Annotated in this window: 30 protein-coding genes and 5 tRNA genes; 4 read left to right on the plus strand and 31 right to left on the minus strand. The window is 35.7% G+C overall.

What is annotated here, in order from left to right; translation table 11 throughout:
• Positions 1-24 precede the first annotated feature (24 nt).
• From FC19_RS07735 to FC19_RS07840, 24 genes are all read right to left on the minus strand, one after another.
• Positions 25-1206 (minus strand): phage major capsid protein, encoded by a 1182-nt coding sequence (locus tag FC19_RS07735; RefSeq protein ID WP_057876405.1) that lies wholly within the window; start codon positions 1204-1206, stop codon positions 25-27.
• Positions 1207-1218: 12 nt separating this feature from the next.
• Positions 1219-2172 (minus strand): head maturation protease, ClpP-related, encoded by a 954-nt coding sequence (locus FC19_RS07740; RefSeq protein WP_057876406.1) that lies wholly within the window; start codon positions 2170-2172, stop codon positions 1219-1221.
• Positions 2156-3316 (minus strand): phage portal protein, encoded by a 1161-nt coding sequence (locus FC19_RS07745; RefSeq protein WP_057876407.1) that lies wholly within the window; start codon positions 3314-3316, stop codon positions 2156-2158. Before FC19_RS07745 ends, FC19_RS07740 begins: the two co-directional genes overlap by 17 nt.
• Positions 3317-3319: 3 nt before the next feature.
• On the minus strand, positions 3320-3496 hold the full coding sequence (locus FC19_RS11630) for a hypothetical protein (protein WP_169790476.1): 177 nt from the start codon (positions 3494-3496) through the stop codon (positions 3320-3322).
• On the minus strand, positions 3497-5392 hold the full coding sequence (locus FC19_RS07750; protein WP_057876408.1) for a terminase TerL endonuclease subunit: 1896 nt from the start codon (positions 5390-5392) through the stop codon (positions 3497-3499). It abuts the gene before it with no gap.
• Complete coding sequence (locus FC19_RS07755; protein ID WP_057876441.1) at positions 5379-5840, minus strand: phage terminase small subunit P27 family; 462 nt, start codon at positions 5838-5840, stop codon at positions 5379-5381. The genes FC19_RS07750 and FC19_RS07755 overlap by 14 nt, the downstream gene beginning before the upstream one ends.
• A gap of 212 nt (positions 5841-6052) precedes the next feature.
• Complete coding sequence (locus tag FC19_RS07760; protein ID WP_057876409.1) at positions 6053-6553, minus strand: HNH endonuclease; 501 nt, start codon at positions 6551-6553, stop codon at positions 6053-6055.
• Positions 6546-7082: a hypothetical protein gene (locus FC19_RS07765; protein ID WP_057876410.1), complete on the minus strand. Its 537-nt coding sequence runs from the start codon at positions 7080-7082 to the stop codon at positions 6546-6548. The genes FC19_RS07760 and FC19_RS07765 overlap by 8 nt, the downstream gene beginning before the upstream one ends.
• Positions 7083-7189: 107 nt before the next feature.
• Entirely contained in the window at positions 7190-7762 is a 573-nt protein-coding gene (locus FC19_RS07770) for a hypothetical protein (protein ID WP_057876411.1), read from the minus strand.
• Positions 7728-8738, minus strand: coding sequence for a hypothetical protein (locus FC19_RS07775; protein ID WP_057876412.1), 1011 nt, complete (start codon positions 8736-8738; stop codon positions 7728-7730). Before FC19_RS07775 ends, FC19_RS07770 begins: the two co-directional genes overlap by 35 nt.
• Before the next feature lie 143 nt (positions 8739-8881).
• Positions 8882-8952 (minus strand) — tRNA-Trp (locus tag FC19_RS07780).
• 262 nt (positions 8953-9214) lie between these two features.
• Positions 9215-9631: a hypothetical protein gene (locus tag FC19_RS07785; RefSeq protein ID WP_057876413.1), complete on the minus strand. Its 417-nt coding sequence runs from the start codon at positions 9629-9631 to the stop codon at positions 9215-9217.
• A gap of 28 nt (positions 9632-9659) precedes the next feature.
• On the minus strand, positions 9660-9890 hold the full coding sequence (locus tag FC19_RS07790; protein ID WP_057876414.1) for a hypothetical protein: 231 nt from the start codon (positions 9888-9890) through the stop codon (positions 9660-9662).
• A gap of 93 nt (positions 9891-9983) precedes the next feature.
• Positions 9984-10712 (minus strand): hypothetical protein, encoded by a 729-nt coding sequence (locus FC19_RS07795; RefSeq protein WP_057876415.1) that lies wholly within the window; start codon positions 10710-10712, stop codon positions 9984-9986.
• 10 nt (positions 10713-10722) lie between these two features.
• Positions 10723-11136: a hypothetical protein gene (locus FC19_RS07800; RefSeq protein WP_057876416.1), complete on the minus strand. Its 414-nt coding sequence runs from the start codon at positions 11134-11136 to the stop codon at positions 10723-10725.
• A 1-nt stretch (position 11137) separates the two neighbouring features.
• Entirely contained in the window at positions 11138-11332 is a 195-nt protein-coding gene (locus FC19_RS07805) for a DUF6877 family protein (RefSeq protein WP_057876417.1), read from the minus strand.
• A gap of 8 nt (positions 11333-11340) precedes the next feature.
• Positions 11341-11532: a helix-turn-helix domain-containing protein gene (locus FC19_RS07810; protein WP_057876418.1), complete on the minus strand. Its 192-nt coding sequence runs from the start codon at positions 11530-11532 to the stop codon at positions 11341-11343.
• Between the two features lie 259 nt (positions 11533-11791).
• Positions 11792-12079 (minus strand): hypothetical protein, encoded by a 288-nt coding sequence (locus tag FC19_RS07815; RefSeq protein WP_057876419.1) that lies wholly within the window; start codon positions 12077-12079, stop codon positions 11792-11794.
• Positions 12076-12408, minus strand: a complete 333-nt coding sequence (locus FC19_RS07820) for a YopX family protein (protein ID WP_057876420.1) — start codon at positions 12406-12408, stop codon at positions 12076-12078. The genes FC19_RS07815 and FC19_RS07820 overlap by 4 nt, the downstream gene beginning before the upstream one ends.
• Positions 12409-13269, minus strand: a complete 861-nt coding sequence (locus tag FC19_RS07825) for a DnaD domain protein (protein WP_057876421.1) — start codon at positions 13267-13269, stop codon at positions 12409-12411.
• The gene (locus FC19_RS07830) at positions 13266-14033 is read right to left on the minus strand and encodes a putative HNHc nuclease (protein ID WP_083488408.1); all 768 of its coding nucleotides are present in this window, start codon (positions 14031-14033) and stop codon (positions 13266-13268) included. Before FC19_RS07830 ends, FC19_RS07825 begins: the two co-directional genes overlap by 4 nt.
• A 62-nt stretch (positions 14034-14095) precedes the next feature.
• Positions 14096-14233 carry a hypothetical protein gene (locus tag FC19_RS11505; protein ID WP_157061288.1) on the minus strand — a complete coding sequence of 46 codons (138 nt, stop codon included), beginning with the start codon at positions 14231-14233 and terminating at the stop codon, positions 14096-14098.
• A 55-nt stretch (positions 14234-14288) separates the two neighbouring features.
• Entirely contained in the window at positions 14289-14564 is a 276-nt protein-coding gene (locus FC19_RS07835; protein WP_057876422.1) for a helix-turn-helix domain-containing protein, read from the minus strand.
• An 11-nt stretch (positions 14565-14575) separates the two neighbouring features.
• On the minus strand, positions 14576-15313 hold the full coding sequence (locus FC19_RS07840; RefSeq protein ID WP_057876423.1) for a BRO family protein: 738 nt from the start codon (positions 15311-15313) through the stop codon (positions 14576-14578).
• Between the two features lie 71 nt (positions 15314-15384).
• On the opposite strand from FC19_RS07840, the gene FC19_RS07845 reads away from it, so the two are divergent.
• The gene (locus FC19_RS07845; RefSeq protein ID WP_057876424.1) at positions 15385-15666 is read left to right on the plus strand and encodes a hypothetical protein; all 282 of its coding nucleotides are present in this window, start codon (positions 15385-15387) and stop codon (positions 15664-15666) included.
• On the opposite strand, the gene FC19_RS11905 is transcribed toward FC19_RS07845, so the two are convergent.
• Together FC19_RS11905 and FC19_RS07850 are read right to left on the minus strand one after the other, a co-directional pair.
• Positions 15652-15780, minus strand: a complete 129-nt coding sequence (locus tag FC19_RS11905) for a hypothetical protein (RefSeq protein WP_268872814.1) — start codon at positions 15778-15780, stop codon at positions 15652-15654. The two genes, FC19_RS07845 and FC19_RS11905, sit on opposite strands and share 15 nt — an antisense overlap.
• Positions 15781-15812: 32 nt before the next feature.
• A complete protein-coding gene (locus FC19_RS07850) occupies positions 15813-16034 on the minus strand; it encodes a hypothetical protein (protein WP_057876425.1) in 222 nt (73 codons plus the stop codon).
• A gap of 163 nt (positions 16035-16197) precedes the next feature.
• Here FC19_RS07850 and FC19_RS07855 point away from each other — a divergent pair, with 163 nt between their 5' ends.
• The 3 genes from FC19_RS07855 (at position 16198) to FC19_RS07870 (ending at position 19661) form a co-directional block, all read left to right on the plus strand.
• Positions 16198-16902, plus strand: coding sequence for a helix-turn-helix domain-containing protein (locus FC19_RS07855; protein ID WP_057876426.1), 705 nt, complete (start codon positions 16198-16200; stop codon positions 16900-16902).
• Positions 16903-17004: 102 nt separating this feature from the next.
• Positions 17005-17826, plus strand: a complete 822-nt coding sequence (locus FC19_RS07860) for an HIRAN domain-containing protein (protein WP_057876427.1) — start codon at positions 17005-17007, stop codon at positions 17824-17826.
• Between the two features lie 689 nt (positions 17827-18515).
• On the plus strand, positions 18516-19661 hold the full coding sequence (locus FC19_RS07870; protein ID WP_057876429.1) for a tyrosine-type recombinase/integrase: 1146 nt from the start codon (positions 18516-18518) through the stop codon (positions 19659-19661).
• A gap of 123 nt (positions 19662-19784) precedes the next feature.
• Here FC19_RS07870 and FC19_RS07875 read toward each other — a convergent pair.
• The 5 genes from FC19_RS07875 to FC19_RS07895 all read right to left on the minus strand — a co-directional run bounded on the left by FC19_RS07875 (position 19785) and on the right by FC19_RS07895 (position 21920).
• Positions 19785-19856 (minus strand) — tRNA-Gln (locus FC19_RS07875).
• A 4-nt stretch (positions 19857-19860) separates the two neighbouring features.
• A tRNA-Tyr gene (locus tag FC19_RS07880) sits at positions 19861-19946 on the minus strand.
• Positions 19947-20053: 107 nt separating this feature from the next.
• A complete protein-coding gene (locus FC19_RS07885; RefSeq protein WP_057876430.1) occupies positions 20054-21523 on the minus strand; it encodes a peptide MFS transporter in 1470 nt (489 codons plus the stop codon).
• A 240-nt stretch (positions 21524-21763) separates the two neighbouring features.
• Positions 21764-21836: transfer RNA gene (locus FC19_RS07890), tRNA-Thr, on the minus strand.
• Between the two features lie 12 nt (positions 21837-21848).
• Positions 21849-21920, minus strand: a tRNA-Glu gene (locus FC19_RS07895).
• Positions 21921-22081 lie beyond the last annotated feature (161 nt).

Raw genomic sequence — 22081 nt, forward strand, 5'->3', positions numbered from 1 at the left:
GAACACGTTTATCAGCACTTAATTTTATCCTTGACCACCTGCTGATGCCGTAGTAGATGCAGTTACAAAATAGCCAGCTTTTTCATCTGCAACCGTGACACCAAAGCGTAGAACAGCGGCTAAATATTGACCATAAACTTGATCATATTCCCATGAAAGATTTACTTCTTTACGGTCAGCAAAGAATACAGCTCTCTTAATATCACCAATAAATGCTTTCATATCTCCTGCTTTTCCAAGTAATGTATCTCCGACTTTGTAAACAGGAACGCCAAGCAAAGTACCCTTAGATGAAGAAGAAATATCCTGGTGGAAAATATATTGACCATTCTTGTCTTTCAAAGTATCTAAAATATCATAGAAAGACTGTGATGCAATAATCACTGGCAAATAGGCAGGGTCAAGATCTACATTCAAAATATGTTTGATATCATCAACAGAGCTATCAGAATTAATAGTCACTGCTTTTGCAGTAAATGACTGAAGAATTGGTGCAATTTCATGGTTAAATGTATTTACACGTTTTTCACCAATATCTTGTCCAAGAATATCTAAAGTTGATGGTTGTGCATCATCAATTGATTCTTGGGAAACTGTCAAAGCACCACGATGCGTGATAACTTCCCAATCAATATCAGTAAAATCAGGTTTTGCGAGTTCAGAATTTTCTTTCAACTCATCAGTTGAAGGCAAGTAATCATCTGCACGTTTTTTAATAGGATAAGTTCCTTTTTTAGTAGCTACTGGTGTTTTAGTCAGCAGTGTTGAAAGGTCTACAACACTGTTAACCTCAGAAGACGGATTATAAATAATAGTTTCAGGAATGATTGGTGACATTTCAGTTGAACTAACTTGATTTTTTGCTGGGACTCTTTTCATAAAGTTCAAAATAGCTTTCTTTTGATTTTCCAACTTGTTTTTTGCTGAATTAGGTGTTAAATTTTTGCCTTTATCTTCCGAATTAACAAGATTATTGCTTTCAGCTTCTTCTTTATCGATTTCACCCTGTAAATCAGTGATTTGAGATTCTAAAGCATCCCGTCTCACTTTTTCATTACTTAACTGTTCTCTAACTGCCTTCATATCTTCTACAGACGAAGAATCATCTTGGAGTTTTGCATTCAAATCAGCATTCAAATCAGCACATTTAGCAGATACCTTGTTGAACTTTGCCTGTAATTGTGCCATTAATTTTTGCTTGTTCATTATTTTTCCCCCTTATTTTTGGTCAAGAAAAATAGCCAACTTCTTTTGGCGTAGATTTTGAAGTCGACTATTATTTTTTTTACTGTTCTTTTCATTTGATTCATCAGGACTCGAAAGTTCATCCTCTGTCACCCATCGATGATCTACTACTTCAGGCGTTCCATCAGTAGGTGTGTAATCAATCATGTAAACATTTGCGTTATATGCATGATCAACTACGCCTTTTGCTCCTTTCATACCTGACATATGATCAGCTAATACTGTAACTTCTGTTCCCTCCGGATAAAGAGGATTTATTGCAGGATTCAAATTGTCATCGGAGTCTCCACTGCCCATAGACATATTCAGCTGCTTAATTTTTTTATTTTCTGCAACCAAATTTTTCACTTTTTCAATTGCTTTGTGTGGAATCAATTTTCCAATAGTATTAGTGACAGGTTCTGGACTATAATCAATTTGCTCATCGGCAAGCCCTAAATTAATCGCATCTTCTGCGCTCAGCCATGTTTCTTTATCCATGAGTGCTAAAAAGTCATTTACGGGTTTGCCAGTCTTAACCGAGTACATATTTGCAATAGCTTGATTAGTTGTCTTTAACATTCCCGATGTCGTGTCCATTTCATGATAATCGCCTTGGGTACCACATGATGCATTATGAATCATCATCTTTGCCCCAGGAGACATTTGGACCTTGTTTGCACCCATTGCAATAATTGTTCCAGCAGAATAGGCATTAGAAACAATTTGTGCTGTTACATTACCAGGATAATTATGCAAAGCCGTATAAACCTCTGTAGCTGCATCAACTTCTCCGCCATCGCTTGCAATTTCCATTGACACATCCGACCCGTCATTTGGTAACTGCCCAATAATATCGGAAGGGGAAACTACCGTCATTCCGAACCAATCACGATAAATTGGAGCGTCATCATCATTTGTAATCATCCCATTAACCTTTATTAACATTAGTATCACCTCCTTTCATTGGTGATGTGTAGGCAGGCAAATTGTTGGGGCAAAATCTTGCGCGCTTTAACATAAATTCTGCTTGTGCTTGTCCTATTGCTCCAGCAGTGGTCAAATCTTTAATCTGGCTAACTAATAGCGAGTCGTCAACATCAAGCATGCTCTTAATATCTAATTCAAGATCAGGAGCATTTAGCTTTGTTCTTAGCTCATCAATAATCGGATTCACATACGTATTCAAATTTGCAAGGTAGAATGCTGTTACTTGTTCTTTATTACTATGTTGACTTTCAGTTGAAGACCCGCCACCCAAAATATCGCTAGGAATACCAAATGCCTGTGAAATTTGATCAGCAGAATAACTTGCGTTTTCCGCTAATGCTTTGAACACATCTGCTTTTATTTCAAATTGTTCATAATCCATGAAATCAGGCAGAGTCATTAATCTTCCAGAATTTTCTCCTGAATTGGCTTTTTCAAAAGCCTCTCTAGCATCTAAAAGATCTTCTGCATCATTTAAAGTCTTGCTTATTTTCAACTTTCCAGATGAATTTATCTGATTTTCCAATGCTTTTAGATTACTTTCATCACTCTTTTGCCCAACTGTGAGGGCTCCTTGAAGACTCTCCAATGGAGATTTTCCAATTAAAAACCTGTAATTTGGGTCCGGCATAAGCCTAAAATGAAGCATCTGATTCTGATTAAGTGTCATCTGTGGTCTTTCGTTGCTTTCATTGGCTGTATAAACGATACCTCTATTACCTGGAAGGTAGTTTATTTGCACATCTGATAGTGGAATATGTTCCAAATCAGTGCCAACAAGTGGAACGTAATCATTTCCACCCAGACAGAGCTGTATTAAAACACCTTGCCAAAAAGAAAAACGACTGATCAGTCTACTAGGCTGTTCAAGTCGTTTTAATGCTGCTTTATTTTCAGTTTTAAAATGTGCTGACGCAACGTCACTTGATATCCGATTAATAACGCTGAATACATTAACATTGCTTAAAGCCTCATTTGCACCTACAAAAGAAATAGGTAGCCCAGCTATGCTAGACATCATTGAGTGCATCCCACTGCCACTTGGATAAACAAAGTTTTTCGCTTTTCTTTTCTTGAAATTTCTAGGAGTCAGCAATCCCATTTATTACTCACCTCCTTCCCTATCAAGAATGTAAGCTGCTAAGCATAGTTCAGCACCACTTACAACATATCCTAAGGTAGTGTTGTAAGTAAAAACACCAATACCAATTAATACTAGGCCAGCCACAAAAATAAATACCGTTAACCAATTTTTTAGTAGTTCATTGATAGCTTTTGCCATTTACCCACCACCTTTCAAACCGAAAATTGTTGCCCACGTTTTTTTACGTTGCTCTCTGCTTAAATCATTCATAAAATTGTAACTTTCATCATGAAAGTTTTCAAAATAGTTCTGTGCTTGGGAATGTCCATTAATCAATGCATCAGTTGTATCAATATGATCATTGGTTCTATTAACACGATCAATTTTTACTGCCCCACCCTTGTCTTCTTTCAAAACTGCATTATTAAGACCATCTATCAATAATGGGTCGTTTAATATTTTGATATTTCCATTAATAAAGCTATTTTGGAAATCTTTGGTGGAATTCGATAAGTTGTATGAAGTAGGAGCTAATGTCAGTATTGTCCATTCAGGATTGTAGTTAGTAATTTTATTAACGAACCAACTAGCCAGGTTTGGATCAGCAATAATTGCTTTTACTTTGAGCCGATGGCTTACAACAAAATCAACCAGCCACTGATATATCTGATCCTTATTTATTACCCCACTAGGCAGATTTGTTATACTAACAAACCCCAGTCTTTCAAGTTCGCGATAATTGAGCCCATCTTGTTTAGACTTAGCCTCAATAGTTTTGGCTTGTGCGAATGGTATAAAGCTATGCTGCATAGCATAAAACATTCTTTTTTGACCATCAATATATGGAAATTCCATGCCTAAAGAAGAATTATCGTTTGTTTGGCTTCCATCAAAACCAATATATACATCTCTGCCTTCAATATCAAAACTGTCAATAATATTTTTACGAATGTTATCTAGTGATAAAAAACTGTTTTGAAATCTTCGACTCCATAAATTAAGTGATTTGTTAACAAATGTTTCGAGAGTACCCTCACGCTCATTTTTATCTCTGTCTTTTATTAAAGCATCCAAAAGTAGCTTTGCCTTTTCTTCTGGATATTCATTAAGTAAAGGATTTGACTTAGCCCATGTTTCAGGTTCATAAACCTCATTTTCTGAATCTTGATTATAAAGCACCTGAAAAGTATCATCGCCGTCTCGCTTGAAGTCCTGTTCAATCATGCTACGCATTACATCTTGATCGCTTTTGAATTTAACCTTAATATCTGGATAAGCCGTAGATATTTTTAAAAAAAGACGGTTGTTAATTCCGTTTTGCCCTGAAGTAATTTGTCTCAATGTCTCATTAAGCGCAGGCTTTAAATTGCCAATTTCATCATAAACAGCAATAGCATTATGAAATGAATCAAATCCTCCGCCTTGTGACGTTCCTTTTCTTACTGTATTTTTATTTTCTTTTCCAATTATCTGATAAGCTTGCACTTCAACATCATTTTCTTTTACCCAATCTGAAAAGTCATCAATTTTAACAAGTTTTTTTGCCTGAATTGCAACATCGTTAAAAAGCTTTGTTGCATGTTCACTATCATAACTTGCTATCAAAAAGTCTTGCGAAGATGCCCCTTGGCAAACAACAAAATAATAAAAATTGACTAGCATAGATGCTAGCCATGTTTTTCCTTGTTGTCTTGCAACTGATATATTAGCATCTGTGAATCTGGTACCATTAGTATCTGATCGCCAGCCTATCAAACTGTCCAAAATGAACGACTGCCAGAGTTGCGGTTCAATGTTCTCATCCAATTTATCTGGATTTGGCAATAGCCTAGTAAAATATTCAATAGCAGATACCGCATCCAAATCATAGTGATATGAGAAATCTTTATTTCCAATTCTCATAAGATCATTTAAGTGTCGAATACATGCTAGTTTTGTGTCTCTGCAAGTTATAAATTTATTAGCAAATATAACATCATAAGCATATTTAGTAGCTGAATCAGAATATTTTTTTAACAGTTCTTTAAACGTTTCTTTAAACGGCATTAATTTTTCTTTTATATCTGATACGCCAGTGAAATCAAACTTCTGCACCAAAGTTCACCTTCTTTAATGGATTATGTCTTTTGTTTTTGGAAGGTTCATTAATTTTTATTTGACGCATTCCCGCATCAAACGTTAGCCCCATATCAAATCCAAGTTTTTTTAAATTTCGTACACAATCATTAAGTTGTATGGCTTGTGGAGCTTTTTGAACTGGTACTCCATTTTTATCTGTTAAGTATGTTCCAAATTTTTTTAGTTTGTCCTCTGCTTCAATATATAAAGCATAGTATGTGCAATAAAGTTCAAGATTAGACTGATCAATTTTTTTAAGATAACCCATTTTTTTTATTTCTGGAATTAAGTCTCGCCAGATTCCTTGAGCGTCTTTCATTAAGTGCCGAGGAGGAGTGATTTGGATTTCATCCAAGCCGTTGTCATCCAGCTTTGTCACTTTTTCTTTCGATACCACTTGGAACTTACTTTTTTTAGAATCCATCTTCATTCGCACCTCCTAATTTATATATTTTTGTTATTTTTAATCATAATAAAACCAGCAAAATACTTTTATATCAGCACATCACTGGTTAAAAATTGCATATTTTTTTATTTTTAGCTCGTAAAAGATCGGGACGGCACTGTGTGAGCTCCTCATTTGAGCAGGTAGGGCGGCCCCCAATTTTTAATTTAAACATAAAAAAATACATTGACTCATTTATGCTCGTGCTTCAATATCCATTCAGTCATTTTGCCTCTATCCCACTTTTTGCTTGTGTCCATATTGACTACCAATGATTGTGATTGGTATATCCTATTCTCAAGTTCGCCTTTCCAATAATGGCATCTCTTGCAAAGCACCCAAAGATTATCTTCATCACTCTGCTTACGCTTGTCTACACGCCTTGGAATAATATGATCAACAACCAGATAACCAGTCTTATCATAAGTATGGCCACAGCATTGACAAGTGAAGTACGCCTCACGCTTTATGTGATTGCTTACTGTTCTCCACTGCTTTGAATGATAGAATGCATTAGCTTCTTTGTCTCGCTTGTATTTGTTATACATGCTGTAGTTTTGTTTACGTTGCTGTTTGGCAAAAGGATTTCGTTTATGATAAAGTCCTGCATGTTCACTGCAATATGGATTTGATTGTTCAAAAGATATAAGTTTATTGCAATTAGGTTTGCGGCAAACTCTGACTCTAGACATTATAAACCGCCAACTGTCCATCCATAAGAATGTTTATCACACGGTTTAACTTCTTTTTGTTGCCCGGAATAATTGCAGTCGAATCAATAGATATATTTCTGAATTGATATGTGTCAAGGCTTTTAGAGTTCAAAGAAATATACTTAATAACAATCTGGCCAGCACAATCTTTTACAATAATTTCATTGGTTGAAACAATCTTTTTTGCATCAAGGCAGCCTATAAATTTGCTATAGAAGTCTCTATCCATTGCCATACTTGCTTGCAGTGAAGAACCACATACCACTGCTTCGTAAATTGTTGGCATTTCATGTCGAGTTTTAACGTCGCCTTCAACAAATGTATTTAGTTTTCCAGACTTTATTTCTTCTGGAGATGGAGTATCTTTGGTCGCCTCACGTAGTGCTTCTCGCATCGCATCAATACCAGCTGACATATGAGTTGTATCTAAGGCAATAACGCACTCTATATCAGATGGTTTCCAGTCAGCTACTATCTTTCTTTTCTTCTTTGCAAGTATTCCTCTCATGATTACTCCTCCTTAAATTTATGTACAAAAAAAGCAGCTCAACGGCTGCAAATTGAATTGTGCAAATAACACATATACAATTATGTTTCGTAGACTCTTAATTTTTGTCACTTACTTTGATATTCAGTCTGTTGGTGAACCCACTCTTTTATATATTTTATATCCTCTTTTAATTGATCAGAATTACTTTGAGAATAACTATTTCCTAAGTCCTTCCCCAAAATTATTCCAAAAAATATTATGTTTTGTATAACTGATAAAACAAATGCTATAACTACAATGAAATTAAATCCATATATTAAACTATCCGCTTTTAAAAAAGCAATTAATACTTGAAATAAACTGTAAATTAAAGATGTTAGTAAGCCTACGGAAATTGTTATCAAAAGACATTTATAGTTTTTCCTATTTAATTTTTTTATTACGGAGAAGGATGGTATAGCAAGCAGTAATGTATACAAAGAAAAATATATACCGGCAAAAATACTTGTCAAAGTATTAATTGAATCGCTACTTTGATATACAATTTTTCCCCAAGAAACAATGAAAGATCTTTCTTGTTGAAAAATTAACAATATCATTAAACAAAATGTAGGAACAAAAACAAAATACTTTTTTAAATAATTATCCGCCATATTAAAAAAATTATGCTTCTTCTTCAATTTCCTCATTTTCTTCATCTTCCAGCCCCCCATATGGTATATCCTTATAAGCCACAGCATCATTACAGTCCGATATTTCACCTGCATAGTGTTCTAACGAGTAATTAATTGCATCATCTGAAAACTCATTGTTTGTCAAAGCATCTCTTAACACTATCATAAGCGCATCAAAACCAGTGATATCTCCAACGTTTTTATAAAAATTTATGAACTTTCTTTGCCGTAAATCTATCTGAGTTTTAGTTCCGTTACCTAATCTTACATCAATTAGTCCGCTCAAGAGACTTATATCCTCCGAATTAATAGCCTGCATAAGGTTAATTATAGTATTATCTAAATCACCTGCATAGCGTCCCTTTTTGAATTCTAATGTCAAAACGTTAGCTCCAAACTCATTTCCAAATTCAACATTCCGACCCAAAAGTGTGCCTATAAAATTTTGTTCTTCATCATCTTCATCTTGGTTTATAAAATTTTGAACATTATAATCATTAATTTTCACTTGAATTAAAATTCTTAATATTTCTGTATCATTATCTACTATTTCTAAGCCTTTTTCTGACCTTTGTTGTATTAATTTTACATGGTAGTAATTATCGTTTCCTTCGTTCTCTTTACAAATATAAGAGTTGAGGAAATTTTCTATTCCTTTCTTTTTGGGTCCTGCTATTGTTCCTTCAACTACCAACATTCTATGAACTTCATCATACAAGCAAATTACTGGCTGATACGCATCCCCAACAATTTCCTCGATGTTGTCCGAACCTATATGTCCATTGTATGGTTTGTTTTTCAAAAACTTACCTAACCAAAAGATTCTGCATTGATTATTAATCGCTATATACTGAGGTAGCGAGTAGTAGCAATCATCATCAAGTTTTACAGTTTTATTTCTTGGATTCTGCACGCTTATATGATCCAATAAATTATTTAAGGATAAATATGTAAGGTTACTGTTTTTTTCAATATAAACATTATAAAAACTAAAATTCAATTTGATTCCCCCATAATAAACAATTATTTTAACAATAACATTAAACCTCTAATGTATAAAAAAGTAAACAAAAATAGCGCTCATTTCTGAACGCCAACGTTAAAATAATTATTCTTGGGGTTTCGATTGATTACTCAACCGAACAAATGCTGTAGGACTCGAACCTGCACTGACGGTTTTGGAGACCGCCGTTCTACCATTAAACTAAGCACTTATAACGGTGGTTTTACCCACCCGAACACGAATCCCGACGGTACAAAATACCGCCAATGCAGTGAGTGAGTATTGCTCTCACGCCAGTTCTTTGCTGTCACTGCTCCGCTAGTATCACGACTAGCACGCATCAGTTGAAAGGAGAAAAGTTTCGTGAACATTTCATTGCGTCTCGGTTTTGAATGACGACCCCATGTCAAATCATTCAACGCTACCATTTTAGCAATATTACAACGGCAAAAACACGCATTTTTCACGCATATTCAAGCTAGTCCTCTTTCCTCTGCCACTAATTCAAAAAACTTATTTCGCTTGCGTCTAACTTGGCTTACAGAAATATGTGCTTTTTGAGCTACACCTTCCGTATTGTATATTCCATTTTCACGCAAATACAATTCATAAATAATATCTTGTGTAATCTCGCCTGAGTTTTTCAATGCTTGGCCTACAGCTTTTTGATTGCGTTTGATATTTTCTATGCGCCTATCTGTTGCAATTGTAATAGCCATTTGGGCTACACCTTCATCCTTTTTATTTTCAGCTCGTCCACCTCCAACATTTTCATCCTTGAATTCTTGGTACCTATACATCAGTTCTTGTTCTCGCCGGCGTATGTATTCTTCAGCTGACGGGTAATCTCGGATCATGTCTGCTATATAATTAAATGTCGACCTTTTCACTGTTACACCTCGTTATTTAAGTTTATGACTACTCTCCCTCTAATTTCTGCCCTTTCTCGGCTTTAACGCACATTGTTCTCAGCGTCATTTCGTCAAAGTTGCGTCTTCCCCATGTTTCTTTAGGCTTTAAACCTTCAACGGTTACTGAGAATCTGCCTTGAGAAAGAATAATATACAGTCCATTGCGATAAACAAATGAATCATACCTTTTCAGTATTTCGCCATTCTTATCAACAAACTTAGAAGCTCTTCCTGCCATTAACTATTCATCCCCTCACATTTTTTTAACCGGTTAACGCCTGTGCCCCATAACGAATGGGCGTGCATCCTCTGACACAGGCTATAAAGATAATTAAGCTATTACAGGGATGTCTTTCTCTGCTTTTGCCAATTGATCTTCAAGATATTCTTTAATTTTTTTAGCTGCTACTAATTTCCATAAGCCGCCATCTGCCTCAAAGAATCCTGATTGCATTCCTTCATGCATACGGAAAATGAATTTTCTTTCTGGCTGGTCAACTTCAAGAAATGTTGCATAAGGTTTGAGCGTAACTGGGTTAGGCACCTTCACATTTGCTACCGTTGCAACGCCACTGTTGATTTGAACTTTTTGTGAAACACCATCATCATTTGCTTGTGTCACCCCTTCTTCTCTCAGATTGCCAATGACTTTCAGTACAGTATCACGATCATCGTTCTGAACAAATTTTGATTGCAGTTCAATATTCATTTCTTCACTGTCATACCATTCACCATAATTGAATGCCGGAGCATCAAAAACAGCTTTTGCAATAATTGGTCGTCTACCAAATTTATCTAGTCCAGTTTCGTAATAGACTTTGGTTGGGCCATCAACTCTCAGCCTCAAACCATCAAATTTTGTCTCTTCATACTTGATAAATTCAATTAAGCCATCAAGTGTATGAACGGCAACTGTACGCTCTGGAACTCCAGGGTCCTTAACGAGTGTTGGCAATCCGTCTCCATCAACAAAATAAGTATTTTTCCCAACTTCAAATTTCTTACCATCTTGTGCCTCACGAGTTAATTCAACTAAATCTGCTAATTCTGGTGTCTTCATGTCCTATCACTTATCCTTTCTTTTTCTGTAAATCGATAACTTTGTCTTGCTTTTCAACTTGTTCAACTGTTTCTCCAGTATCTGTCTTAACTTCGCCATCATCTGGATCAATGTATGTTTGCCCTTTAGCTCCTGACTTTAATTCATTAACCACCGCCTTTCCTCTGCTATCTTTGCCAATCAACAACGTTGTGCCGACTGAAACTTCTGGAGCAAGTGTTGTTTTTACTTGAACATCTACATCGACCGCTTCGCCAGATTTTGCCGGTTCAAAAGTAACATTCATCTGCAGCTTTCTTTTTTTAGTCGGATCAGTATTTGGATCCATGATATTTTCTGCAATTTTTTCTAATGCCCTGTTCAATTTAACCTGCGCTCCACCGTCTGCAATTTGATCAATACTGAAATTAATTCTTTTTGTCATTTTATTTTCCACCTTTCAATCTCAACCAATTTTCCAAATATCTAACCTGCTGCCAAATGTGGGCTTCCTTCGATTGTTCATCGTTGTTGCCTAACGAATTGCTTTGCAGTCTTCCCAAAATATCTTTCAGTACAACTTCTGGGAATTCATGCTGATTGATAAGCCTATTTAATGCCATCCCTGCACTTTCGCCCATTTTTACTTTTACATCTCCCTGCCTATCAATTCATCAATGCTAACTTTGAAATAATCTGCCAACTTTATTAGCATCTCTCTGCCAGGAAAATTAATGCCGCGCTCATATGCTCCAATTGTTGCTTTGGAAACATTGAGCCTATCCGCTAACATTTGCTGTGTTAAACTGTGATTCTCACGTAGTTCTCTTAGATTACTCATGCGCCCACTCCTAATCTCTAAACATGTCTATTTCATAAATTCCAGAATTAAAAACTGCAGTAGATTTTTTATGGCATTTAGAACATATAAAATTAAAGTCATATTCTTGATCATGGTGATATCGTGGAATTGAATAGTTTCCAAACTTAAACTTATGAAGCTGCATATGACCGCAATTCTTGCATTTTACAAAAGCTTGATTATATTTCATTCAACTTCCGACCAATTAGCAAATTCTTTTTTGTATGGTTTCTTGTCACTACTTTTTAGTGGCACTATCGTGAACTGCATTTTGACTATGTCCCCCTTTTTCTTCTTGATTTTTCAAACGAAGCCATAATTTAAGTCTTCTAATTTTATTTTTATTAGTTAGATAAATAGCTGGTTTATAGCCTAATTTCCAATATTTATTTTGCCTAAACCACTCTTTCTTGTATTTATTATTCAAGGATAAAAAGTGTATATTAGAAACTCTTTCTCTCTTTTTTAACGAATCTTTGCTTATAAAGAAAATTTTTTCGTATTTATTTCGTATACGCCTGTTCATTCCCCCACCTCCAATAGTTCTGGGTTATTGTGAATGTCACCAATCACTTCGCAATACCTGTTAATGTGATTGAGAACATAAATACCAGCTTCCCATTCTCCGTTATGATATTTAACCTCGTAATTAACTGGATGCCCGTACAAATCTTCTGTTTTAACGATACTGCCCTCGAAAATCTTTTTCTTACCGCTTTTGTCTTTCAACCCTGTATACTGTTCAAGCACTAAGTTAGATGATGCTGTGCCTAAGTAAATACCGCCTAATTCATCTGGGTAACGCATAACTCTATTTGTGCTATCCCACACCCTAAACTCGATTTCTCTGCTCATTTATTTCACGTCCTTCTTCTTAAATCTTTGAAGCTTCTTTTTAAGCGCTGCACGTTCTTCATCACTCATTTGAGATTTAGCTTTTTGTGACCAATCAGGCACAGTTTCTTTTTGAACAACTGTTTTACCATACTTTTTCTGCTGTTTCTGTTGCTTGTATTCTTCTTCGTACTTCAATGCGGCCTCAACAGTTTTAATATCCCGTTTTGAGTAACTATCTAAAATCTGACGTAAATAATTAAAAGCCGTAGAGCCATGATCCATCATGTAATCAATAGCATGTATCACAACTTCATCCCCCAATTCAGATATGTAATCAAGAAATATAGGTTGTGATGTTCCACTGAGTGGGATGCGCTTTGTTTGCAAATAAAGAAAGGCATTAGGTCTTAATTCTTTTGTTTCAGTTTTTTGAGATTCTGTGCGCGTACTACTACTACTGTTAACCCTTGTAGTATTAAAAGACCTTGTAGTACTACCTTTATCATTTCTGCCTATAGGGGTATCCGCAGAACTGCCTATAGGGTCCCCCTCTGTTTTGCGCATAGGGGTATCATCAGAATTGATGATAGGGTCAGTTATTGGATACATTCTTCGTTGCTTAATTTGCTTATTTTCATCCCTGATTAATACGATTTTTAAGTACCCTAATTCCTTGAGATGATTAATTCTCCTTGAAATTGTTCCCTTCGTCACATTGGAAAATACATCTACAAAATATGAGTTAGTGGCGTAACAAAATCCTTGTTTAGTCGCTAAAGCTGTAATTTCACTAAACAAAACTTTTTCATCGCCTTTCAATCTGGAATCATATCTAACATTTGCAGTCAGAATTGAATAATAACTAGGCTGCTCTTTCATCTTGTTTCCCTCCGTTCAGCGCCACTGATTAACCGCTGTTCCATTTCTTCACGTTTATATTGCTCATCAAATTCTTGCATCTGTTTCCGTGACATTAATTTCATACTGATTAACATTTCATCGCTCAACTTAATTCCGTGAAAATGTTGTTCTTCGTAAAACGACTCAGCTCCGATATGATGAAATCTTGCATGACAATTCGCACACAATGCTTCGAGTCTATGTTGCCGATGATCAAGGTGATTGCGATTATTTCCGCTGCCTACAGTGTCCTCATGATTTATTTGAATATCTTTAGTTACCCCACATGCAGTACAACGCCTATGAAGCAAGCACAAGTAAACTCTTCGCTCGGTATCAAAAGTGTTTACCAAGTCTTTGAATTGGAATGGTACGTCATACTCAAAACAGTACTCAACCAGAAAAGAAATAAACTGTGTAGCAACATCTTTCTTGCAATCACTTAGGCTGAACATTTGATAGCCGCTATTCTCACAAAACTCTTCTTTTAGTTTCTTTTTCTGCTTTTCACGCTCAAAAACTTGAACATAACCTTGATACTCACAAATATCACGAATCATTGCGTAGGCTTTGCGCCTCTGTATTCCTGATATCAAATCTTTTGAATGAGGTATGATGTCAAAATCAATCTTTCCTTTACGAAAAAGATTAATTAAGCCATCAAAATCATCAATTTTCATCGTGACAAGATCTTTGTCAATCGTTACATTTGTCAAATGTCCTGAGAAACGTTCATTTTCCATAATTGCTCCTGTGTGCTAAAATTTAAGTGTGTTAGTTTTATTTGAGCCTACTTGCGATAGGCTCATTTTTTATGCAGCCAATCCCAAACACCCCAAATTAGATCACTCATGAAACCACTAACCCCAAACAGTACTAATCCCACTAAAGGAATAACTACTGCCGGCCACTGACCAAATATAAACGGCCATAAATTAAACATGTTTATTCCCCCTGTCTCGTATACATTCCTCAATCACTTGCCGCCAGACTTGTAATTATTTAAATTCAGAAAGGAACGTATCTAAGTCACTTTTTTTAATTCTTGTAAGCCCTCCAACTGAGATAGTTGGTAAACCACGTTTTTTTATCCAATTTTGTTCAAGTGTTGATCGACCTATATTTGCGTACTCACATGTTTGAATAATGGACATGTACTCAGGGTATGTTTTTACCCCCTGCGATTCGCTCTGAGCAGTTTTTACCGCCTTTACAACTATTTGGGTTATCTCTTTTTCAAAACCATCAGACAGTTTCAGATTGATCTCAGTCATACGCTCACCCCCTATGCTGATTCATCATCAATATCAAGTGACATTTGTCGCACAACAGTTTTAGTTGCTGTTGCTGGTTCCCAGTCGTTAATAAAATCAACAACCATTTGATAATGCTTAGTACGAAGCTGGGAACGTGATCCAACACCAGCAATCTTCTTAACACCACTGTTGATATCCTTAAAAAGTTCACCACGTTGTTGTGATGTTAATTTTCCAAAGCCACGGCCTACTTCAGTAACTCGTTGTCCGATACGGCGACTGATGTAACTATAATCGCCTTGAGGGATGACCTGATTTTCTTCAAGATTGCCAACTCGTTTCTCGACCTTCTCGACCTTCTTGTTTGAATCTTTTTGAGCTTCAAACATTAGTTCCAAGGTTTCCATCGGGGTTTTGGGTAATTTAGCATGTTCAAAATAACTACCAGTTTTTCTGATACTTGGTAATACTTCTTCGGTAACCCAATCCTGGAACCTTTCAGCAGTTTGGTTATTTGCTTTAATTGCCAACTTGTAAAATTGAGGTTCAGTGATGAAATCACCACGTTGCTTTAGCCGTTGTCCAGAATTGGACAATTTCAAATATTCGTTAACTCTTTCCCACCGCACATAAAGATTGCCCTTAACAATCTTGGTCAGCCCTAATCCAATTGCTGCTTGTTCGACATCAAAATTAATTTCTCCGTTTTCTTTTACCAAAATTGGTAAATCAATATCTCCGTTAGTAAAATGTTGTAATCTGTTCATTTGCGATAATCCTTTCTAAGTTACGTTGATTGAGTAGTATAATTTAATTGTTCAAGAAAGGTGGTGAAAATATGAGTAAACCTTACATTATTTCATATGACTTAAATGACCCTGGTCAAAGATATAACGATGTCAAAGAAACTATAGAAGATTTTTCAATAGCCAGCAGAGAGTTGCAGAGGTCTGTTTGGCTAATACGTAGTGAATCATCTCCAGATGATATAACCGATGCCTTACATAAGGTTATGGATGAAAATGACTCACTATTTGTTTGCGAACTGAAAAATAACCGACAAGGATTAGCTTCTAAAAAAGATTGGGAATTTATCAGAGAATCATTATTTACAGATTAACTTTTCGTATTCTTTCTCAGTCATCATGCGATATTCCCTGTGCTCCTCGCTACCGCCAATAGCCTGGAGCACATTTTTTATTTCTTCCGTGGATCCTTCAATTGTTAATTTCATCCCTCTATCCCCTTTCTTTTACCCTTTGTATCTCATAAAGATACAAAATTACTAAAAAAAATGTCGTTTATCTGTGTAGCAGTTAAATGATATTTTTCTTTAATCAAAGTCATTTCAGATTTTGAAAATTCAGCACCATTTTTTTCATTGATTTTTGCTGAAAAACGTTGCTGGCTAATACCTAAATAAGATGCTAGTTTTTTTTGATTGTCACCATGGAGAATCATTATTGATCTGAACTTCTTTACATCCATAAAATCGCCCTCCTTTTTGTATCTTTTTAGGATACTTTAATGATAAATTATCTACAACTATATGTCAATAAATCGTGTATCTTTTTTTTCAACAAATTAAAAAATGCTTGCACGCAATACCAAAAAATGTTAATTTTGAGATACAAAGAAAAGAGGTGGTTTTATGGAACAAATGGGTGAAAGATTAAAAAGGCTACGCACTTCATTAGGATTGACACAGGAAGAATTAGGAAACCGTATTGGTTTAAAAAGAGCAGCAATTAATAAGTACGAAAAAGGTAACGTTGAAAATATGAAAAGATCAACTATAGAAAAATTGTCCTCAATTTTTAATGTTACTCCAGCATATCTTATGGCTCTTGATGAAAATGAACCTGACATTCTTTCCATTTATAACAAACTACACCACTCTCGACAAGCCTATGTTTACGATGTAGCAAAGGCACAATTGAATGAACAAAGTAACATTGTTGAATTACCTAAGAAAAAAATGCATGGTGGTCGTTCAACGGCTGCTGGTGCTCCTATAGATGGCGATTACCAAGATAGCCAACATGAAATGGTTGTTATAAGAAATGAGGTACCCAGAGGAGCTGACGAGGTCGTTACAATAGCCGGCGATAGTATGGAGCCGCTGCTAAAAAAAGGATCACAAGCTTTCCTTCATTATCAACCAGTACCCGACACAGACGGACAGGTTGTGATTGTGCGAATAAAAGACGTAGGAGTTACATGTAAAAAGATTTATCGTGAAGACGGAAAGATACGCTTAAAATCAATCAATGATAAATATGAAGATATGGTTTATCCTGCACAAGATGTTGATGTGATAGGCAAAATCATGTTGGAAGAAAAGAAAAAGTCCTAACCCCCCATTCACAGTAGAAGGTTAAGACTTATCTTGTATCTGAGTAAAATATAACACATCTCAGATATTTTTACATAATGTTTTATTAGGGGGAAATCAATAATGACAACTTGCGAGATTTGTAATACCAAAATAGGCTTATTTTCTAAAAAATTTACTACTGATACTGGATCCAAGGTTTGCCAAAAATGTATTTCAAATGTAGATCCTGTAATATTAATTGACAGTATAACTTCTGCAAAAACTATAGCTTTTTCTATGGATAACGATATTGGGGATTCTTATTTAGCAAAAATTGGTGTTGAATCTCAATCTGATGTACGCAAACAAAGAAAAGAAGAAGAATTAGCAGAGTTAGCTAAAAAAGAACAAGAAAAAAAGGAACGAGAAAAACAATTAAAAATAGCAAGGGAGACTCTTGAAAGGGCTAAGCGACAAGAAATATATCACTTCAAAGTTCACGGAGTTACTCATTATGAATTGTCAAAAATGATAACTTATGCTCGTAGAAACGATTTTTTCGATCCTTATGATGGATGGACCGCTGGGGATATTAAAGAATTCTCTCCGTATGAGAAAGTTTTTGAAACTGACTTACAAGGTGCTGTTAGTGCCATTACTTTTGAAACCGAACCCGAAAATAAATACGATCCAAATGCTATTAAAGTAATCGCCACTCTTGATGAAAAAAAGTACATGCTAGGATATGTCCCAGCTAAACAGACAGGCAAGGTTTTAGATATACTGAAAAAGCAAAACAGAGGGGAAATCTCACCAAGAGTTGAGTACGAGCTAACTGGTGGTAAATATAAATTAGCAGATGATGACGAAAATGATTTTTCAGATGATCCAAAATTAAAAATTTATACTGGCAAAAGAGAATATGGATTCAACATAAAAATATGTGATAACAACATCGACTAACGGCAAAGAATGCTAGATATATAATTTTTAATGTTAGAATATACTACAGATGTGGTTAATCATGGAGGTGAAAACATGGATAAATATGTAACACACGAGGAACTTAATCATGCTTATGATAATCTTTCTAACAAAATCGATTTAATGAGCGAGCACATTGATAATAAATTTTAAAAAGTTAATACCAAGTTTGAATCTGTAAACACTAAGCTTGCTAATCAAAAAGTTTGGTTTATTTTAACAGCAATTTCTGTTACAACCGCTACCTGTACTATCGTAGGATTCCTAATTCATTTGCTATAGAGAGGTAATCAATGACATTTTTAATACTTGTACTAATATTTTTATTTCTTTGGAAAATACTCGGATTCATAGGTCGTATATTTTTACCAATCATTGCTGTGCTGGTTATCCTAAGTATGATCATTAGTTCTGCTACTATCGTTTCAATCATCTGGATTCCCATAGCGGTCTTATATTTCATAGGTTTGTTTATATCTGGTATAACAAAAAGAAACTAAAAAACACATCCCCCACTGACCAAAGTTAAGGATGTGCTACACGATTCATACAGAGACGCGATCAAACGCCCTATTTGTATTATAAAGGAGGTGTTGCCTAGTAACAAGCCCCTCTCTAAAAAATAAGGTCACTTGCCGCCAGCAAATTATTTAAAAGGAGAGATTAAAATGGCTTCATACACAAAATACGAAACACATAAGGGTGAATTTTGGCGCTTTCAAGTCTCATATACGGATCCCCTAACCGGTAAGCGAAAGCAAAAAGGAAAAGGCGGATTTGAAACGAAACGTGAGGCTAAACGTTTTGCACAGAAACTAGAAGATGAAATCAGTCGTGGCTTCTTAAGAAATGATAAATTAACCTTTGGGGATGTCTTTAAAATGTGGTTTGAAAATTATCAGCTAACTACAAAAGAATCGACTTGGACTACTACAAAACGTAACTTTGAAAATCATATATTGCCTGTCCTTGGTAACAGAAAAATAAATGAAATAACACCTACTATCTGCCAAAAAGTTGTTAACGACTGGTTTAATAGACCGCTTAAAAACTACAAACGTTTTTTTAACAATGTAAAAAATGTTTTTGAGTACGCTGTGCAATTAAAAATAATTGTTGATGATCCTACAAAAGCAGTGATACGTCCTAGTGCAAAACATCAAAAGGTTAAAAAGAAAGACGAAAAAAGTATGTACTATACACGCGAAGAACTAAAACAATTTTTAGAGTGTATGTATGACTCAGATAATTATCAAGGATATGCATTTTTTCGCCTACTAGCTTTTACCGGCATGCGTAAAGGTGAAGCCTTAGCATTAACTTGGAACGATGTAGATTTTGTCTCGAGACAAATTACTATTAATAAAACTCAGTCTAATGGCTATGATCGCTTAGTAGTTCAATCAACAAAAACCGCAGCGAGTGATAGAGTTATTTTTATTGATCAGAAAACTATGTCTATATTAAAAACTTGGCAAAAAAAGCAACGAGTAGAATTGTTTCATCTTGGCTTTAACTCTATGAACGAAAATCAACTCGTGTTTGCGTCTTATAAGAATACAATGCATAATCCTAACAAACCTCGTGTTTGGGCTGTTAGAGTGACTAAAAACTATGATTTAAAGCATATACCCGTTCACGGTTTTAGGCACACCTACGCAACATTAGCTATACAAGGTGGAATGCCACCAAAAGAACTACAAAAGCAACTCGGTCACAGTGATATTAAGACAACACTAGACATCTATACTGCTGTTACTGATCAACAATTAGAACAAACACCAGAAAAGTATACAGCTTTTGTAAACTTTTAATTCCATGCAACATCCATGCAACATGAGTATGCAAAAGCATACGAATATATACTAAAATACAAAAATAAAAACGCTGATAAATCAACGATTTACGAAGATTTACCAGCGTTTACGAAGTGTTAGTTGGGCTAGCTGGATTCGAACCAGCGCATCACGGGATCAAAACCCGATGCCTTACCGCTTGGCTATAGCCCAATCATGGTGGAAGGGAGTGGATTCGAACCACCGAACCCGAAGGAGCGGATTTACAGTCCGCCGCGTTTAGCCAGACTTCGCTACCCTTCCAGAAAATCAAGTCTATCAAATACCTGACTCAATAATAATACACGATTAGGTAACGATATGCAAGACTTTTTTCAAAACTATTTTTTTTGATACTAACCACCGTATAATTAACGGACACCTATCATTAATTTTTTGATTCTCGGTACCATCAGCAGCAATACAACTCCAAAAATAATTGTCACAATCCCTACAAGCCCATAATACATAACTTCTGTATCTTTTGAATAAAAGCGTACCAATTGTGAATTAAATGCCTGTGCCACTGCATCACTTAAAAACCACATACTCATCATCTGTGAACGAAAAGCCTTAGGCGCTAATTTAGTGGTCGCCGACAAACCAATTGGAGAGATCAGCATCTCGCCAATGATAACCAAAGCCCAGCTAATTATAAGCCAGAATGGGCTTACCCTCGTACTTGTCCCAGATAGAAAACCTGGAATCATCATCCAAATAAAAGAAAGCCCTGCAAAAAACAATCCATAGGCAAATTTAGCTGGAGAAGATGGTTGCTTATCACCCAATTTTGTCCAGAATATCGCAAAAAAAGGTACATAGATCATAATAAATAATGGATTCATGCTTTGAAAAACACTAGCCGGATAGTGCAACCAGCCTATGCTAAGTTTAGTTTGTTCCTGAGCAAAAAAAGCTAGGACGACTGAACCTTGTTCTTCGATCGACCAAAACAATATACTTGCAATGAACAAAGGAACATATGCCCACACGCGTGAGCGTTCTTTTTTAGTTAACTTAGAGCTAGATAACATTATAATGAAATAATAAATTGGGATCATAACAGCCAAAATCGTTATTACCAAAATTATATTTGTAAGATTCAAAAGATTGAACAAACTCATTATTATAAATATTAAGGACAAAGAGACAACAAAGATTAAAATTTTCTGTAAAAGTCCTTTTAACTCCTCTGGATCAATTGGATCACTAGGATATAGACTGTCTTTTGACAAATATTTTTTTCCATCTATGTAATATTGTAGTAATCCAAAAAACATACCAATCGCTGCCAGTGAAAAGCCTAGATGAAAATTAATATTCTGTCCCAAGTATCCGACTAAAATTGGTGAAATGACAGCACCCGTATTAATTCCAAAAACAAAAATAGTAAATCCAGTATCACGTCGCGGATCAGTCTCACCATATAAATCTCCTACCATTGTAGAGACATTCGGTTTTAATAGCCCTGTTCCAATGACTATCAAACCCATCGAAATGAATAGTGCTGTTCTTCCAAATGGAGTTGACAAGGCAATGTGCCCCAACATAATTAAAATTCCACCAACAAAAACCGTCCGGCGGCTTCCCCAGACACGATCACTAACAAAGCCTCCAATTGCACTTGATAAATAAACGAGTGCTCCATAGATCGACATAATAGAAGCTGCAGTGACCTTGTCAAAACCTAATCCGCCATCTACAACAGAATAGTACATATAAAAAAGTAAAATAGCCCGCATACCATAATAACTGAATCTTTCCCACATCTCAGTAAAAAAAAGTGTAGCAAGTCCACGTGGATGCCCTAGAAAAGCGACATCCATTGTTTTCTTATCCATAATAATTCCTCCACATTTACAACATATAATTAACTAAAATAATATATTATTTTTCCGAAAATACAACAGATTAATTATAGAAGCCTCTTTAGTTGTCGTCAATAGCTTTAAAAGTACCATCCTCTTTTGCTACAATTTATTAACATTTATAGATTAAATCGCTTACCTAAGGGCAATAAAAAAGGAATGCTCAAACACTAGCATTCCAATCATTCTTCTTATAAGCCTTCAGACTAAGCATGCCGGCTGCAGGATTTGAACCTGTGACCCTCGGTTTACGATACCGATGCTCTACCAACTGAGCTAAGCCGGCCTTTAATTTCCATGACCCGTACGGGATTTGAACCCATGTTACCGCCGTGAAAGGGCGGTGTCTTAACCACTTGACCAACGGGTCAAAAGTAAAAGTAGATTACTTTCACCTGAAATAAAACAAGCACCCAGAAAATCGTAAGCAAACTTACATGCCAAGATTATTTATTCTGAGTACAAGTCCTATCTCTATTTGCACGGCAACGACCTACCCTCGCAGGGGGCGATCCCCCAACTACTATCGGC

This window comes from Liquorilactobacillus aquaticus DSM 21051, assembly GCF_001436755.1.
Lineage (GTDB): Bacteria > Bacillota > Bacilli > Lactobacillales > Lactobacillaceae > Liquorilactobacillus > Liquorilactobacillus aquaticus.

Bases quoted from the DNA above. Each gene is read 5' to 3' on its own strand.
- FC19_RS07745 (WP_057876407.1), bottom strand. From the start codon at position 3,316: ATGGGATTGCTGACTCCTAGAAATTTCAAGAAAAGAAAAGCGAAAAAC.
- FC19_RS07850 (WP_057876425.1), bottom strand. From the start codon at position 16,034: ATGGATGTAAAGAAGTTCAGATCAATAATGATTCTCCATGGTGACAAT.
- FC19_RS07815 (WP_057876419.1), bottom strand. From the start codon at position 12,079: ATGAACAGGCGTATACGAAATAAATACGAAAAAATTTTCTTTATAAGC.
- FC19_RS07810 (WP_057876418.1), bottom strand. From the start codon at position 11,532: ATGAGTAATCTAAGAGAACTACGTGAGAATCACAGTTTAACACAGCAA.
- FC19_RS07740 (WP_057876406.1), bottom strand. From the start codon at position 2,172: ATGTTAATAAAGGTTAATGGGATGATTACAAATGATGATGACGCTCCA.
- FC19_RS07805 (WP_057876417.1), bottom strand. From the start codon at position 11,332: ATGGGCGAAAGTGCAGGGATGGCATTAAATAGGCTTATCAATCAGCAT.
- FC19_RS07885 (WP_057876430.1), bottom strand. From the start codon at position 21,523: ATGGATAAGAAAACAATGGATGTCGCTTTTCTAGGGCATCCACGTGGA.
- FC19_RS07770 (WP_057876411.1), bottom strand. From the start codon at position 7,762: ATGAAGAAAATGAGGAAATTGAAGAAGAAGCATAATTTTTTTAATATG.
- FC19_RS07835 (WP_057876422.1), bottom strand. From the start codon at position 14,564: ATGACTGAGATCAATCTGAAACTGTCTGATGGTTTTGAAAAAGAGATA.
- FC19_RS07800 (WP_057876416.1), bottom strand. From the start codon at position 11,136: ATGACAAAAAGAATTAATTTCAGTATTGATCAAATTGCAGACGGTGGA.
- FC19_RS07825 (WP_057876421.1), bottom strand. From the start codon at position 13,269: ATGAAAGAGCAGCCTAGTTATTATTCAATTCTGACTGCAAATGTTAGA.
- FC19_RS07860 (WP_057876427.1), top strand. From the start codon at position 17,005: ATGACAACTTGCGAGATTTGTAATACCAAAATAGGCTTATTTTCTAAA.
- FC19_RS07830 (WP_083488408.1), bottom strand. From the start codon at position 14,033: ATGGAAAATGAACGTTTCTCAGGACATTTGACAAATGTAACGATTGAC.
- FC19_RS07840 (WP_057876423.1), bottom strand. From the start codon at position 15,313: ATGAACAGATTACAACATTTTACTAACGGAGATATTGATTTACCAATT.
- FC19_RS11630 (WP_169790476.1), bottom strand. From the start codon at position 3,496: ATGGCAAAAGCTATCAATGAACTACTAAAAAATTGGTTAACGGTATTT.
- FC19_RS11905 (WP_268872814.1), bottom strand. From the start codon at position 15,780: ATGAAATTAACAATTGAAGGATCCACGGAAGAAATAAAAAATGTGCTC.
- FC19_RS07790 (WP_057876414.1), bottom strand. From the start codon at position 9,890: ATGGCAGGAAGAGCTTCTAAGTTTGTTGATAAGAATGGCGAAATACTG.
- FC19_RS07855 (WP_057876426.1), top strand. From the start codon at position 16,198: ATGGAACAAATGGGTGAAAGATTAAAAAGGCTACGCACTTCATTAGGA.
- FC19_RS07845 (WP_057876424.1), top strand. From the start codon at position 15,385: ATGAGTAAACCTTACATTATTTCATATGACTTAAATGACCCTGGTCAA.
- FC19_RS07765 (WP_057876410.1), bottom strand. From the start codon at position 7,082: ATGAGAGGAATACTTGCAAAGAAGAAAAGAAAGATAGTAGCTGACTGG.
- FC19_RS07735 (WP_057876405.1), bottom strand. From the start codon at position 1,206: ATGAACAAGCAAAAATTAATGGCACAATTACAGGCAAAGTTCAACAAG.
- FC19_RS07820 (WP_057876420.1), bottom strand. From the start codon at position 12,408: ATGAGCAGAGAAATCGAGTTTAGGGTGTGGGATAGCACAAATAGAGTT.
- FC19_RS07755 (WP_057876441.1), bottom strand. From the start codon at position 5,840: ATGGATTCTAAAAAAAGTAAGTTCCAAGTGGTATCGAAAGAAAAAGTG.
- FC19_RS07870 (WP_057876429.1), top strand. From the start codon at position 18,516: ATGGCTTCATACACAAAATACGAAACACATAAGGGTGAATTTTGGCGC.
- FC19_RS07760 (WP_057876409.1), bottom strand. From the start codon at position 6,553: ATGTCTAGAGTCAGAGTTTGCCGCAAACCTAATTGCAATAAACTTATA.
- FC19_RS07795 (WP_057876415.1), bottom strand. From the start codon at position 10,712: ATGAAGACACCAGAATTAGCAGATTTAGTTGAATTAACTCGTGAGGCA.
- FC19_RS11505 (WP_157061288.1), bottom strand. From the start codon at position 14,233: ATGTTTAATTTATGGCCGTTTATATTTGGTCAGTGGCCGGCAGTAGTT.